The organism is Micropepsis pineolensis (assembly GCF_055392125.1).
The window spans coordinates 1,972,913-1,989,597 of sequence record NZ_AP042408.1 but is presented as its reverse complement, the minus strand read 5'-3'; the positions used below and the strand labels follow the sequence as shown (position 1 = coordinate 1,989,597).

At 49.9% G+C, this 16,685-nt stretch carries 7 protein-coding genes; 1 reads left to right on the top strand and 6 read right to left on the bottom strand.

Annotated features, from left to right (window positions below):
* Positions 1-57: 57 nt before the first annotated feature.
* The 6 genes from ACZ5RI_RS08870 to ACZ5RI_RS08845 form a co-directional block, all read right to left on the bottom strand.
* On the bottom strand, positions 58-4,443 hold the full coding sequence (locus ACZ5RI_RS08870) for an Ig-like domain-containing protein (RefSeq protein ID WP_464515578.1): 4,386 nt from the start codon (positions 4,441-4,443) through the stop codon (positions 58-60).
* A gap of 428 nt (positions 4,444-4,871) precedes the next feature.
* Complete coding sequence (locus ACZ5RI_RS08865; protein ID WP_464511371.1) at positions 4,872-5,378, bottom strand: hypothetical protein; 507 nt, start codon at positions 5,376-5,378, stop codon at positions 4,872-4,874.
* A gap of 12 nt (positions 5,379-5,390) precedes the next feature.
* Positions 5,391-7,208 carry an RHS repeat domain-containing protein gene (locus ACZ5RI_RS08860; protein ID WP_464511366.1) on the bottom strand — a complete coding sequence of 606 codons (1,818 nt, stop codon included), beginning with the start codon at positions 7,206-7,208 and terminating at the stop codon, positions 5,391-5,393.
* 36 nt (positions 7,209-7,244) lie between these two features.
* Positions 7,245-7,793 carry a hypothetical protein gene (locus ACZ5RI_RS08855; RefSeq protein WP_464511362.1) on the bottom strand — a complete coding sequence of 183 codons (549 nt, stop codon included), beginning with the start codon at positions 7,791-7,793 and terminating at the stop codon, positions 7,245-7,247.
* An 11-nt stretch (positions 7,794-7,804) separates the two neighbouring features.
* Positions 7,805-11,047 carry an RHS repeat-associated core domain-containing protein gene (locus tag ACZ5RI_RS08850; protein ID WP_464511360.1) on the bottom strand — a complete coding sequence of 1,081 codons (3,243 nt, stop codon included), beginning with the start codon at positions 11,045-11,047 and terminating at the stop codon, positions 7,805-7,807.
* A gap of 123 nt (positions 11,048-11,170) precedes the next feature.
* Positions 11,171-15,547 carry an Ig-like domain-containing protein gene (locus ACZ5RI_RS08845; RefSeq protein WP_464511357.1) on the bottom strand — a complete coding sequence of 1,459 codons (4,377 nt, stop codon included), beginning with the start codon at positions 15,545-15,547 and terminating at the stop codon, positions 11,171-11,173.
* 817 nt (positions 15,548-16,364) lie between these two features.
* Between ACZ5RI_RS08845 and ACZ5RI_RS08840 the strand changes: the two genes are divergently transcribed.
* Positions 16,365-16,604 carry a helix-turn-helix transcriptional regulator gene (locus ACZ5RI_RS08840; protein ID WP_464511353.1) on the top strand — a complete coding sequence of 80 codons (240 nt, stop codon included), beginning with the start codon at positions 16,365-16,367 and terminating at the stop codon, positions 16,602-16,604.
* The last annotated feature ends 81 nt before the right edge of the window (positions 16,605-16,685 follow it).

The following is a 16,685-nucleotide window of genomic DNA, read 5'->3' as shown; positions in this document are numbered from 1 at the left end:
CCACTATCCAGGATATGCGGAACCTTCGTCATTTCTCACCAGACGTCCCAGATAACCTCAAGATGACATCTTTACTGTTACCGTTGCCGTGGAGGTATGCCCGTTCCCGTCAGAGATCGTGTAAGTAAAGGTCACTGACGTTCCAGAGCTACCATTGGAATTGCCGTAAATGATTGACGTCGACCCCATGGCAGCTTGCCCCTTTGATGGCTGCGTTACAGATACAATTGTCAGAGTGTCCCCATCAGCATCTGTGTCATTAGCAAGCACTTTACAGGTCCCGATGTAAGTTGTACTCGGGGCTTGTTGTTTTGCATCACAGGTATCATTAACAGCGACTGGAGCAATGTTGACGCGGGATATTGTTACCGAAACAGTCGCGCTCGACGAGCCGCCGTTGCCGTCAGATATGGTGTAGGTAAAGCTGTCTGAGCCATAGTAGTTCGTCGTCGGCGTATACGTTATCGAAGTACCGTTGTTCACAACGGAACCGTGGCTCGCGGATCCAACCGCCGATATGGTCAGCGTATCACCGTCCCCGTCACTATCATTCGACCGCGGATCAAACGTTACTGATGAATTCTCATTCACCGTAACGCTGTCATTTGCCGCTGACGGTGCTGCATTTGTGTAATTGACCGTCACCGTCACCGAAGCCGAAGCCGTATGCCCCTGCCCGTCCGACGCCGTATACGAGAAACTATCCGTTCCCGAATAGTTCGTCACCGGGGTGTAGGTCAGAGACGTACCATTGTTGGAGACTGAGCCATGGCTGGGTGATCCGACCGCAGATATCGAAAGCGTGTCCCCATCAGGGTCACTGTCATTGCTGAGCGGATATATGGTCACCGCAATATTCTTATTGGTCGAAGCCGTATCGTTAGCCGCACTTGGTGCACGATTTACAATCGTAACCGTCACCGTCGCTGTCGCGGTATGACCATTACCATCCGATATCGTGTAGGTGAAGCTGTCGGTGCCATAGTAGTAGGTCTTTGGTGTATAGGTCAGGGTCGTACCGTTATTGGTAACGGCACCATGGCTGGGTGAACCAACAGCACTAATGGTCAGGGTATCCGCATCTGGGTCAGAGTCATTACTAAGCGGATTAAACGTCACAGCCGTATTTTCGTTCGTCGTGACACTATCATTTGCAGCGGAAGGTGCCTGGTTCACCATGGCAACATGCATAGTTATCGTTGCCGATTCTGTATGGCCCATACCGTCGGAGATCGTATAGGAGAAGCTATCAGACCCGCTATAATATGTCGTCGGCGTATACGTTATCGATGTACCGCTATACGAAACCGTGCCGTGGCTCGGCGTTCCAACCGCCGTTATAGTCAGCGGATCATTATTAATATCACTGTCATTCTTGCGCGGATCAAAAGTTACCGCCGTATTCTCATCCGTTGCTACAACATCGTCGGCCGCGACAGGAGGAGAATCCGTAACCGTTACCGATACGCTGGCTGTCGCGATATGACCATGCCCATCAGAAATCGTATAGGTAAAGCTATCACTTCCAGCATATTGCGCCGCGGATTTATAGGTTAGCGAGGCACCGTTATTAATGACTACGGTGCCATGGCTGGCGGCACTCACAGCGATGATCGACAGCGCATCACCATTGGGATCACTGTCATTACTTCGGGGATCGAAGGTCTTTGCAATATTAGTATCAGCCGAAACACTATCATTAGCGGCAGCCGGTGCACTGTTACTGAGCGCACTGTTACCACTCGGGACTGTACGAGATACACTCGTGCCCGTTAGACGACCCAGGAGCCAATTCGTTGCATCGTTGCTGTAACTATTGGTGGTAACTTTCGATGATCCATCAGAGACCGCATCATTGACCGTGAGTGCGTTACCATAACTGTCATAGGTATAGCTTGTAGTCTCCGTCGGTAAGGTGGTGCCATCAAGATCATTACTGACCGCTGCACTTTGCGATAGCGACACATAATGTCGTGTAACACCCTCACTGCCATTACCAAGGCCATTATCTGCATAAGAACTGGTTACAGAACTCAGTGTGACACTGTTCACCACCTTGGTCTGCGACGAGACCATACCCGTATATGGAAAATCCTGATGGTAGTTCGTTGTTTGTACAATACCGGTCTGCTGATCCGTTGCGACAACGCGCGCAAAACCAAGGCTTCCGCGCCCCTTCAGATCCGTTTTATAACCAGCATAGCTATAGGATGTTTTATAAACACCACCGATACCATTAGATGTCGCGATCTGACTGACCGCATAGATCGGACCGTCGACAGACTGCGTCGGGTAGCTGTCTCCACAGATATACGAACTCGAATTGTTTGGGCACTTCGTATAAAAGCTGCCATTCGTGTTCAGGCGATCATATGTGATCGTTGTCGTCGCACCAAGCCCATTCGATATCGACGTCAGCAACTCTGGCGTATACGAAAAGGTGTAAACAGTAAAACCTACTTTTAGATCGGGAATGCCATCATTATTGGTATCACCTAAAACAACCCCGGAAATAGAAGATGGGGCCGCGAGCGTATAAGAAAGAACGAAACCATTTCCTGTAGACAGATAGATATTTATAGACGTAGTCGAAACTTCAACAATATCAGTCTTACCATCTCCGTTTACATCACCAGCCAGTAGCTCATGACCTGAGCTAGACGTGGATAACGTTAGAAAGCTGTATGCACCAATCCATGTTGAAGGAACTGTGTAACTTGAGGTTACAAAACCAGAACCACTTGCAAAATAAAGCGTCCCACTACCGCTTGAAGGGACTACAAGAACATCGGTCAAACCGTCCCCGTTAAAATCTCCCGTAACGATCTGTGAGCTAGACCAATCAGATAAGCTAGTCGATGATGTAATCGGATTACAATAATAGGAGACGCCGTGGGCACTTGATGTTTGGATTAATAGATCCGTGCAACCATCACCATCAAAATCACCAGTATAAACTTCACCCGCACCGCTTTGAAAAAGTGCACTTGGTGCGGGGTGGGCTGTATCCGATGAGAATGTTCCATCACCGTTACTTAAAACGCCAACATATTCACTACGACCATCACCGTTAAAATCCCCAGCATAACTAAATGCCGGATGGCAACAACTTGTAGTACCACTTTCCCCAGAGCCAATTAAAGTACTCGTATTAAATACAGTACCATCCTTGCTACTGTTAAGAACAGAATGCACCATATACGTTGATATGTAAAAGCTTACAGATCCATTATTTACGTATATATAGTTCGAATAAATCTGCCCAAATAGTAGATCTACAACACCACTTCCCGTCGTATCGATTGCCAGTAATGGGTGTGCCTTCCCAGTAACCGAACATCCAGAGTATGGGCAATATGCACGCGTAAATGTAGCAGTCGACGTCGAGATATTATCAGACGATGTAAAAAGGCCGCTTGAGGTCCCAGTATGCAAACTTAATGTAGCAACAGCGGTCGTTCCATTGACAGTATCAGTACCTGACATAGCGATATAATCATCTAAGCCATCACCATTAAAATCTCCAAACACAAGACCGTCCGTGCTCGAATTCATTGCAGACGTACTTACAGAGAATGCATCTCTGGTTCCTTGCCATCCTAATGTGGTTGGTGCGAGGCAGTTTCCGGAACCATCGCATAAAGTCACAGTGGTCAACCGAGAATGCCTGGTCGACGTACCGAGCTCATAGGTCAGCTGATAATCATAAACCAGTGACGAGCCCGCATAGGCCTGCACGTTGCTTAAAAGCACCGTCGTTTTTGTATATGACCCGCCATGGTAAAGCGTTGCACTATCGGGACGCGCAGTGTTGTACACAAAACGTATCGAATTATAGGCCGACAGGCTGGTATTAGAGTTTCCGGTATAATCAATTCTTGACGGATATGTTTGACCGTTTGTCGTATCGTTTATGTATGTAACGCTATAATAATTGCCTTTTACGTCTGATACTTTGTTTAGCGCCCAGGACCGGGCGGTACCCGACCCCGAGGTTGTGAGAATCCGGGAATCTGAACTATTGCCAAACTCCATAATTTGGCCAGACTTCGTCCAGACCTTAAAATAGGTCGGCCCCGTGCCGGACGTTCCGTAAGATACAATCTTGGAGAAACTTTCGAGCTCCGTACGATACTCTGTGCCGGATGCGCCGTATGTACCGCTTACCGCAACAAGCCTTTGCCCCTCGAAACAAAACCGATCGTTGGCATCATAATTAACCCCGCCATGCACACCATCTTGTGCCAAGGTCCGCGGGCAGCGCTCAATACTTTCCAGCCCCGATAGCATCCAGCCAAGACCGACGATGCCATCGCCGCTTTGGCTCGAATAATCCAACGAGAGCACCGGAGCTATTCCGGCCGTCCCTGGCGGTGTCGTAATCGGAATTGAGTATGTTGCAGCCCCTCTGGAATTGACGCTAAATTTTCCAGGAACCGACATCGGTGGAGCGCTCGCAGCAAACGCCGCGCCACTAGCCGCCAGCGACAAAAGAGACACCCCAAACACAGCCATCACGCTGACGGCAAACCGCACAGCTATGGATCTATTAAGCCGGATTGTGCGCGGCCTAATTACGTTCGTGTTTTTAAGTATCTTTTGCCCAAGCACAGCGCAGCTAAACACATAGCAATTACGCAGCATCCCCCACCCCACACTTTTATTATACTAAAAGTACATGAAATGGACAGGATTGCAACTATGACAAGCCACAAAGTTGCACACCATCAATAAGTGCAAACTCAAGGTTGTAGATGCGAGTTGTTTGTTTTGGGGTTAGGATGCAAGTGGTTCTGAAAACACCGAGCCGAGATGGTCGGTGGTGAAGTAGCGCACCGCCGCCGTCCCGCCCGAGAACTTCACCGCATCAGCTACTTCAGACGCAGCCCCGAGAGCACACGCTTGACGAGCACTGTGTCACACGTTCGGTTTGGACAGTAGACCGATATGTCAAATTCAACCCAGTCTCCTACCCACTTACCAACCTCTGGCCGCACGGCAAAATACTTGGTCTGCTTAATTTCTGGCTCTGTGGAACAGCGATATAAAACAACTCCATTACGCTTCAAATCAGACGGCACCCCGACTTTGCTTTCGCAAATATTTTTCGCCAGAGCGACTGTTGTTTCTGCTTCATAGGCCACATTATAAGCGGCAAAAAAATCGATCCGTGCGACATCCTGTTGCTTCAGGCAATCAGAACTATCCAACAACACAACAATGCCATGGTTCACACCCGGTGCCGGAGTTTTGCAAACCGTCAGACCTTCCGGAACAGAGATCCCAAACTTGTAGGTATCGTTTCTATAAGCCTGATCATGGGCACAAGCAGCAGCGCTGGAGACCAAAAACAAAAAGATAAAGATTCCGCTTCTCATAGACTGCCCCGTTCAAAGTTCACGAAGAAATTCGATTTTCCACGCATCTAGGTGGGCGCCGACCGAGTTTATCACACCGATCAAGCGTTGCTCCCAGACGGGATTAACAGAATTGTACTTATTCCACCCATCCATTTTTACGCCATTCAAAACCCCTTCTAGACGACGCGCAAAATCTTGCGGGCTACGTGCACCTTCTATCTGCTCGCCGTATAGGCTATCAAATAAATCCACGGCACTGTCGATAGATCGAAACCTAATATTGTTTCCTCCAGCTTCAGTGTGACCAAGAGGATTGTTCAGACGTACATTGTGATCGTCCAAATAACCGCTTTCGAACGCCCCCAATCCGACCATCCACGTTTCTGGAACTTTCCGTTTCTTCGCTTCTGCGCTCAGTTGACGATAGGACAGATTGAAGAAGCGCGTGACTTGTGCTGAGTTTCCACCTCGGAAAACAGCGTCTTGTAGCCCCCCATTTGTGTCACCAGTCGAACTATCCTGGCTCCCAATTTCACCACCACCGAAATCAGGATTGCCTAATGGTAAGACGTGCGCATAGCCACCGGCATCAACGTCACCAGCGACAATCATGCTGGCCTCTGAGGTTGTACCGTCACTGTTATTGATCGTCCAGGTAACCTTGTATAGCCACCCACCACTGGCAGCATGACCTGCGCGGACAGCAATAACACTGCCTGCCACCTGTGCCGCTGTTGGTGTAGGCCCATACCCAGATGCTGTTAGCACCCCATTTAACGCGAGCGACGCCCCTGCAGAAGCAACTGCCATGTCGCTTAAGAAATATTGTGCAAACAGACCCGTAATCGATGGGCTATCCCGATAACCATCACCTGGAACAATTTCATTAATTACATCCGTATGCCCGGTTGGATCTGTTGCAGAGAGTGGCCTGTTACGGACATAGGTGTAGCGGTTATAGCTCTGACTGTCGTACGGATCCGGGATCATGCTGTCCGGTGACAGGAACTTGCCCAGCGCCGCATCATAAATGCGGGCATTGGCGTTGATCAGGCAGACACTGTCCAGTTGCTCGTGCCCGGTGAAGCCGCGCGTCGTCAGACTGGTCAGGCTGCAGGCGGTATCATCCGCCCCCGTCGCCGCCACACGCCGCTTACCCCAGGCGTCATAGGCATCACGCTCGACCACCGTACCGCTCTCGTCCGTTACCACAGACACCGAGCCGAGATGGTCGGTGGTGAAGTAGCGCACCGCCGCCATCCCGCCCGAGAACTTCACCGCCACCATCTTACCATCGGCCTGCACATAGTCGTGCCAGGTCACCGTGCTGCCGGAGACCTGCTTCTCGCTCATCGCGCCGCTGGCCGGATCGTTCAGGTAGTACGTCGTGCCCGATGACGCGACCATCTTCACCCGCACATGGTCGGCATCATAGCTTAAGCTTACCGTGGCCGAGCCTTGCGTGATGGTGGCCGCCATATTGAAAGCGGTATAGCTCACCGACCGGCCAGCACCCGATGTCATGTTCCCGTTGGCGTCATAGCTGTAGGACGGATTCACGGTGCCGTTCACAGTCCCCGTTACCGACGCCAGCGCATGCGGGCGGCTGCCAGTCACCAGATAGCCGTAATAGCCTGTATCCGATTTGTAGGTGATATTGCCGATCGCATCATATGTCGCCGACTTGGCACCCGATGATGTGCAGCTGCTCACCCCGGTGCCCGAGGCATAGTTCGTCAGACGGTTCTGGCTGTCGTAGCAGGCATATTCGAACACGCCATTATAATCATCAGACCGGTAGGTCAGGTTACCCAGCGTGTCCCACGTATAGTCATACGCGGCAACCACTAATGAAAGAATATATTAGCATGTAATAATACAAATCTATTTTTTTATTTTATATTCAGAATCAGAAAATCCTACGCGTTTTTTTTGCCTTTCAATGGATTCATTTATGATTTCATTGCTAGGATTTACATGTACAAAAAAATATTTTTTATACCATTTCGATTTCATATTATATACCTCGGAAGATTCCATAAAAACGGTTTTATGGCTTGGTTGAGACAGTGGAAAATTATTTTGCGGGTTACCATCAAGCACCACTCCTTTTTTTTCATCTAAGTAATACAAACGATACACCTCACCAAAAGGCATATAGTTATAAATTACCTCACCATACCCATCTGATAAATTGTATAATGGATTTACATATATTTGAACGCGAACCACAAAATCATTTAAAGATCCAACATTATTTCCAACATTGGAAAACATTTTATAATATCCATAATCATATATCTCATCCTCTACAGACTCCGTTATTAATTTAACTTGCTTATCATTTATATTTAACACCCCTGCACCATAAGAAAAACAAAATGACGAATAAAAAACAAAATAAAACAAAACAAAATGTACGATTTTTTTCATAACCCACCTCCTTAATGAGCGATTACAATAACGACTTTGTGATTTTGTTCAACAAATGGGCCGAAATACAGAGAAACTGGGGTTCCCGGATTAATAGAAGACCTACCAACCGGGGTCGTAACATCAGATCCAACTCTGGTCCTATACTGGGTAGCACCATCAGTGGTGTCAGATCCAGCAAGGGCCTGGTCGGCAGCAAATTTCGAGGACGTGAAAGCACTAACAGCCCCGGGATTACCACTTTGCAACGCAGCAGCCTCTCTATCTGTAAGGACTGAAGATGCCACACGGTTAGGATACCCATCATCAATTACACGGTTTGCAATTTCGGCTACTGCAAGACGCCCGGCAGCTAAATCTTCTGCACTACCCTTTTCACCTGCATTTGCGTCAGGATCAGGCTTTAAGCTAGCGGTCTCATTATACACAACATTTGTAAGCCTATTCTCCTTGCCGGATACCATCGCTGCAGTTTCTGTTACATTTCCATCAGAATTTTTCACCGCAGAACCACCTGCGGACATTTTACTCATGTTTTTTGTATTAAACTTCGCTAACCCTGCATTTGTGTTACCTGTAATGACACGAAGTTGCCCAGTAGCTTGCTGAGTTACAGAAGGCGTCGAGATCCCCCCGGACGTATCAAGTGTTCTCGTTGATCCCAAAACACTTACACTCCCACTAAAATCATGCGTTAATTGCGCGATAAACGCTTCGTTTAGAGCCGCTTGTTGACATGAAGTACAAGTAGGCACATCCCCATAAGGTATTGGATCAGTATTATGCCCCGTTGGATCCGTCGCAGAGAGTGGGCGATTGTTGACATAGGTGTATCGGTTATAGCTCTGGCTGTCGTACGGATCCGGGATCATGCTGTCCGGTGACAGGAACTTGCCCAGCGCCGCATCATAAATGCGGGCATTGGCGTTGATCAGGCACACACTGTCCATCTGTTCATGCCCGGTGTAGCCACGCGTCGTCAGACTGGTCAGGCTGCAGGCGGTATCATCCGCACCCGTCGCCGCCACACGCCGCTTGCCCCAGGCGTCATAGGCATCACGCTCGACCACCGTACCGCTCTCGTCCGTTACCACGGACACCGAGCCGAGATGGTCGGTGGTGAAGTAGCGCACCGCCGCCATCCCGCCCGAGAACTTTACCGCCACCATCTTACCATCGGCCTGCACATAGTCGTGCCAGGTCACCGTGCTGCCGGAGACCTGCTTCTCGCTCATCGCACCGCTGGCCGGATCGTTCAGGTAGTACGTCGTGCCCGATGATGCGACCATCTTCACCCGCACATGGTCGGCATCATAGCTTAAGCTTACCGTGGCCGAGCCTTGCGTGATGGTGGCCGCCATATTGAAGGCGGTGTAGCTCACCGACCGGCCAGCACCCGATGTCATGTTCCCGTTGGCGTCATAGCTGTAGGACGGATTCACGGTGCCGTTCACAGTCCCCGTTACCGACGCCAGCGCATGCGGGCGGCTGCCAGTCACCAGATAGCCGTAATAGCCAACATCCGATTTGTAGGTGATATTGCCGATCGCATCATATGTCGCCGATTTGGCACCCGATGATGTGCAGCTGCTCACCCCGGTGCCTGAGGCATAGTTCGTCAGCCGGTTCTGGCTGTCGTAGCAGGCATATTCGAACACGCCGTTAAAATCATCAGACCGGTAGGTCAGGTTACCCAGCGTGTCCCACGTATAGTCATACGCGGCAACCGCATTGTTCGTACCGGCACGCTGATTGGTCAGCAGCCCCGTCGTCGCATCAAACGTCTGGCTGGTCGTGACACCGTTACCCGCCGTCTGCGATACCAGATGCAGTTCCGCATCACGGCTGTTCGCCGTCCACAAGGTGGTGCCACTGGAACTGTCCTTGATCTGGGCCAGATAGCCATAGCTGTTATAGACATACTGCGCCACAAAACCCGACGGATAGGTCACCGTTGAGACGCGGCCAGCGGAATCGTAGCTTAAAGTGTAACTGTACCCCGTGCCGTCCACCGTTGTGGCGGTAGAGCCCGGTCGCCCCACCCCATCATAGGCGACCGATTTGTCGGAGATAACCGACGAGCAGCCGGAATCCGTGCACGACCTGGCATCGACAAGTTTGCCGACATTATGGCTGCCACTGGATGCCCCATAGGTCCAGCTTGAGTACTGACCACTTTCAGAACGGGCGGTTACCCGGCCCTGCACATCGTAAGCCAGCGATGTGGTCTGCCCCTTGGCATCGGTCTGGCTGACCATCTGACCAAGGGCATCGTAACCATAGCTCCACGAGCCCATATCCGGGTCAGACATAGAGGTCTTGTGGCCAAGAACATCATACCCGTTGGTAATGGTGTTCCCGTTTGGATCCGTAACGGACGTCAGGTTGTTATACGCATCATAGATATAGGTCGTGGCATGGCCGCCCGCATCCAGCATGGCCGCTGTCTGCCCCTGCGCATTCACAATCTTTGTGGTGGTTTGACCCTGATCATTGGTCGATGTGACCGTCAGACCGTGATAGGTGACCGCAGCATAGCCACCGTTGGGCGTAACATTCTTCGTGACACGGCCAAGCACGTCATAAGTATTGACGGTCCATTTGGGTGAACCACCCGACGCAAAGTATGGCCGACTGGTTTGCGCCACATTACCATTCGCATCATAGGCGGTTTGGGTTAAAATCGACGAGCCATCAAAACCTTGCGTTTCGGTGCCGATCTGCCGCGAAAGCATATCGTAATAAACGGTCGTTCGCGGGCTGGTAATCGTGCTGCCATCAGCACCGTAAGATATTGCCGAAACCGCCGTTGCCGCCGCCGTGAGTGTGCAGCTGGTACTGGCACAGTTGATATAGGTGTACAGGGTTTTAGAACCGTCCGGCCTCGTCTCCTGCGTGACACGGCCAAAACCATCGTAGCTCCACTGTGTGACCAAACCGTTGAGGTCTGTATGGGTCAGGGGAAGCCCAAAGCGGGCATCATAGGTCCAGCTCTCGCTTTGCGACAGCGCGTTGGTGGACGATGTCTGAAACTGCCCCTGGCCGTCATAGCCAGCGGCTGTGTTGCGCGTCGTAACGCCAGAGGCGCTTACCGTGGCCGTAACACGATGCCCATAGGCATCATAAGTATAATCGGTCTGAACCCGGTGACTGCTGTCGTCAGGCTGCAGCACTTCCTGCGTCAACAATCCAGACGATGTATCATACGCAAAACTCGATGACCGAGACTGGGTGTCGGCATATGTGGCCTGCATCGTAACCAGGCACAGACAAAACATACTAAGAGTTATCAGATAGTGGACAACCCTTCTGCTAGCCTCACACAACATCTCGCCCCCATATGCAATTATCAGAATAAAAAACGAGGCCATTCTTTATTAATTGACCGTTACTGTAGCGGTTGAGGTATGACCATTCCCGTCAGAGATCGTGTAAGTAAATTTTGCTGGAAACCCCGAGCTGCCATTAGAATTTACATATACAATTAGATTCCCACTGAACCCAACGGACCCTTTTGACGGCTGCGTTACAGATACAATTGTCAGAGTGTCCCCATCAGCATCAGTGTCGTTAGCCAATACGTTGCAGGTCCCATAATACGTATTACTCGGAACCTGCTGTTTCGCCGAACAACTATCATTAACAGCGACTGGAGCAATGTTGACGCGGGATATTGTTACCGAAACAGTCGCGCTCGACGAGCCGCCGTTGCCGTCAGATATGGTGTAGGTAAAGCTGTCTGAGCCATAGTAGTTCGTCGTCGGCGTATACGTTATCGAAGTACCGTTGTTCACAACGGAACCGTGGCTCGCGGATCCAACCGCCGATATGGTCAGCGTATCACCGTCCCCGTCACTATCATTCGACCGCGGATCAAACGTTACTGATGAATTCTCATTCACCGTAACGCTGTCATTTGCCGCTGACGGTGCTGCATTTGTGTAATTGACCGTCACCGTCACCGAAGCCGAAGCCGTATGCCCCTGCCCGTCCGACGCCGTATACGAGAAACTATCCGTTCCCGAATAGTTCGTCACCGGGGTGTAGGTCAGAGACGTACCATTGTTGGAGACTGAGCCATGGCTGGGTGATCCGACCGCAGATATCGAAAGCGTGTCCCCATCAGGGTCACTGTCATTGCTGAGCGGATATATGGTCACCGCAATATTCTTATTGGTCGAAGCCGTATCGTTAGCCGCACTTGGTGCACGATTTACAATCGTAACCGTCACCGTCGCTGTCGCGGTATGACCATTACCATCCGATATCGTGTAGGTGAAGCTGTCGGTGCCATAGTAGTAGGTCTTTGGTGTATAGGTCAGGGTCGTACCGTTATTGGTAACGGCACCATGGCTGGGTGAACCAACAGCACTAATGGTCAGGGTATCCGCATCTGGGTCAGAGTCATTACTAAGCGGATTAAACGTCACAGCCGTATTTTCGTTCGTCGTGACACTATCATTTGCAGCGGAAGGTGCCTGGTTCACCATGGCAACATGCATAGTTATCGTTGCCGATTCTGTATGGCCCATACCGTCGGAGATCGTATAGGAGAAGCTATCAGACCCGCTATAATATGTCGTCGGCGTATACGTTATCGATGTACCGCTATACGAAACCGTGCCGTGGCTCGGCGTTCCAACCGCCGTTATAGTCAGCGGATCATTATTAATATCACTGTCATTCTTGCGCGGATCAAAAGTTACCGCCGTATTCTCATCCGTTGCTACAACATCGTCGGCCGCGACAGGAGGAGAATCCGTAACCGTTACCGATACGCTGGCTGTCGCGATATGACCATGCCCATCAGAAATCGTATAGGTAAAGCTATCACTTCCAGCATATTGCGCCGCGGATTTATAGGTTAGCGAGGCACCGTTATTAATGACTACGGTGCCATGGCTGGCGGCACTCACAGCGATGATCGACAGCGCATCACCATTGGGATCACTGTCATTACTTCGGGGATCGAAGGTCTTTGCAATATTAGTATCAGCCGAAACACTATCATTAGCGGCAGCCGGTGCACTGTTACTGAGCGCACTGTTACCACTCGGGACTGTACGAGATACACTCGTGCCCGTTAGACGACCCAGGAGCCAATTCGTTGCATCGTTGCTGTAACTATTGGTGGTAACTTTCGATGATCCATCAGAGACCGCATCATTGACCGTGAGTGCGTTACCATAACTGTCATAGGTATAGCTTGTAGTCTCCGTCGGTAAGGTGGTGCCATCAAGATCATTACTGACCGCTGCACTTTGCGATAGCGACACATAATGTCGTGTAACACCCTCACTGCCATTACCAAGGCCATTATCTGCATAAGAACTGGTTACAGAACTCAGTGTGACACTGTTCACCACCTTGGTCTGCGACGAGACCATACCCGTATATGGAAAATCCTGATGGTAGTTCGTTGTTTGTACAATACCGGTCTGCTGATCCGTTGCGACAACGCGCGCAAAACCAAGGCTTCCGCGCCCCTTCAGATCCGTTTTATAACCAGCATAGCTATAGGATGTTTTATAAACACCACCGATACCATTAGATGTCGCGATCTGACTGACCGCATAGATCGGACCGTCGACAGACTGCGTCGGGTAGCTGTCTCCACAGATATACGAACTCGAATTGTTTGGGCACTTCGTATAAAAGCTGCCATTCGTGTTCAGGCGATCATATGTGATCGTTGTCGTCGCACCAAGCCCATTCGATATCGACGTCAGCAACTCTGGCGTATACGAAAAGGTGTAAACAGTAAAACCTACTTTTAGATCGGGAATGCCATCATTATTGGTATCACCTAAAACAACCCCGGAAATAGAAGATGGGGCCGCGAGCGTATAAGAAAGAACGAAACCATTTCCTGTAGACAGATAGATATTTATAGACGTAGTCGAAACTTCAACAATATCAGTCTTACCATCTCCGTTTACATCACCAGCCAGTAGCTCATGGGCACCAGTTGTTTTAAACGTCATTTGCAAATAACTATAGGCTCCGGCCCAACTGCTAGGCACTGTAAAACCAGAGTCCGTCAATCCGGCCCCTGTAGAAAAATATAACGTTCCAGAACCACTCGACGGGACAACCAAAACATCAGTCAAACCGTCCCCGTTAAAATCACCAGTAATAATCTGAGAGCCGGACCAATAAGGCACAGATGCCGATGTTGCATTCGGGCTGCAATAATATCGTATAAGATGATCACTGGAACTTTGCGTCAGAAGATCTGAGCAACCATCTCCGTCGAAATCACCCGAAAACATATCAAACCCAGAAGTATAAAAGTTAGATGGTAATGGGTGATTACTATCCGTTGTAAACGTACCATCTCCACTACTTAAAACACCAACATACTCTGTACGACCGTCCCCATTAAAATCACCGGCATAGCTATACGGCAAATTAAAATCGGTAGATGATGTCTGTGACCCGACTATATTATCACCGCTAAATGAATTCGTATTTGCTAAAGCGTTCTGGGTCAGGTGTGTAACAAGCACATCGATACTGACGTCCATCCCGCCAGCATATTCATACACATAGCGTTTATATAATTGACCATACATCAAATCTAGGACGCCACTCCCAGTGTCGTCTATGGCAGTCATAGTCTGCGCCGCTCCGGATAGAGTACAACCTGAATATGGACACGATTTTATAAAAGACGCTGTCGGTGAAAATGTTGTAAGTGATGAGAAATTCGGAGAAAATACACTATCCGCAGCTCCAAAATGCATTCCAAATGTTGCAATTGCCGGGGATGTATCCGTTGTCGCCGTAGATGATGTATAAATTACGTCTGCAAGCCCGTCACCATTGAAGTCGCCCAAAACCGCATTGGGCAAGTTATAGTCATATGTATTGACCGCAATGGATATAGCATCTCTGGTTCCTTGCCATCCTAATGTGGTTGGTGCGAGGCAGTTTCCGGAACCATCGCATAAAGTCACAGTGGTCAACCGAGAATGCCTGGTCGACGTACCGAGCTCATAGGTCAGCTGATAATCATAAACCAGTGACGAGCCCGCATAGGCCTGCACGTTGCTTAAAAGCACCGTCGTTTTTGTATATGACCCGCCATGGTAAAGCGTTGCACTATCGGGACGCGCAGTGTTGTACACAAAACGTATCGAATTATAGGCCGACAGGCTGGTATTAGAGTTTCCGGTATAATCAATTCTTGACGGATATGTTTGACCGTTTGTCGTATCGTTTATGTATGTAACGCTATAATAATTGCCTTTTACGTCTGATACTTTGTTTAGCGCCCAGGACCGGGCGGTACCCGACCCCGAGGTTGTGAGAATCCGGGAATCTGAACTATTGCCAAACTCCATAATTTGGCCAGACTTCGTCCAGACCTTAAAATAGGTCGGCCCCGTGCCGGACGTTCCGTAAGATACAATCTTGGAGAAACTTTCGAGCTCCGTACGATACTCTGTGCCGGATGCGCCGTATGTACCGCTTACCGCAACAAGCCTTTGCCCCTCGAAACAAAACCGATCGTTGGCATCATAATTAACCCCGCCATGCACACCATCTTGTGCCAAGGTCCGCGGGCAGCGCTCAATACTTTCCAGCCCCGATAGCATCCAGCCAAGACCAACGATGCCATCGCCGCTTTGGCTCGAATAATCCAACGAGAGCACCGGAGCTATTCCGGCCGTCCCTGGCGGTGTCGTAATCGGAATTGAGTATGTTGCAGCCCCTCTGGAATTGACGCTAAATTTTCCAGGAACCGACATCGGTGGAGCGCTCGCAGCAAACGCCGCGCCACTAGCCGCCAGCGACAAAAGAGACACCCCAAACACAGCCATCACGCTGACGGCAAACCGCACAGCTATGGATCTATTAAGCCGGATTGTGCGCGGCCTAATTACGTTCGTGTTTTTAAGTATCTTTTGCCCAAGCACAGCGCAGCTAAACACATAGCAATTACGCAGCATCCCCCACCCCACACTTTTATTATACTAAAAGTACATGAAATGGACAGGATTGCAACTATGACAAGCCACAAAGTTGCACACCATCAATAAGTGCAAACTCAAGGTTGTAGATGCGAGTTGTTTGATACCTTTAGCAAAATGCAGCCAACAGCGAAACGCAGCAGGTACAACAAGGCGGAGATGTCGTATTTGAAGGTCACGACAAAAAAACTGCGCTTCACGGTCGTCACTGCAATCGCGTATCTGTTTTTCGACCTAGCCAGATCAATTGCGCGACACACAATCTACCAAAACACACATTCCTGAATACCCATCATGCTGCAACAAACTGCAACGCGGATTTAGCCCCAGTGGGACACCTGATCAGGCACGGATTACCTAATTTTATCCCCTGCCCGGATGGGCGTTTTGGGTGCAACAAAACCGACATGAAAAGCGCGCGGGCGAGGCGGGGGGAAAAGCGCGCAGAATGAGGTCCCGCGCAAACATTAAATGGCACGTGAATTTAGAGACAACGCCCAACCCACTTGGAGACTGCGCCACACCAAGTGCCCGCCATTGAGGAGACACAAAACTTAGCCCTCTATAAAAAAAGCAACCGACACGACACACCACCATGCACCAAATGAGAAATTTGCCTGATATACCGCGACGTTTCTTGACTTACTCAGCACTAGTTGCACGAGGATTGTTCAACAACCGCGTTACACTACAGCGTGCAATCGATAAATATGGCTTCCCCAGACCATACCGGCTAGGTGCACGACGTGTGACGTGGGACGCTGACGAAGTCGACACTTGGATACAGAGTCGCAAGGGGATGAGCATAGAACAAGCTCAGTATCCAACAGGCTAAGCTGACGCTTTGGGGCCCCAATTGGGGCCCTGAGCATTTCCAACCAATACAAGTCCCAACAAAAATAAACCTAAGCCATTG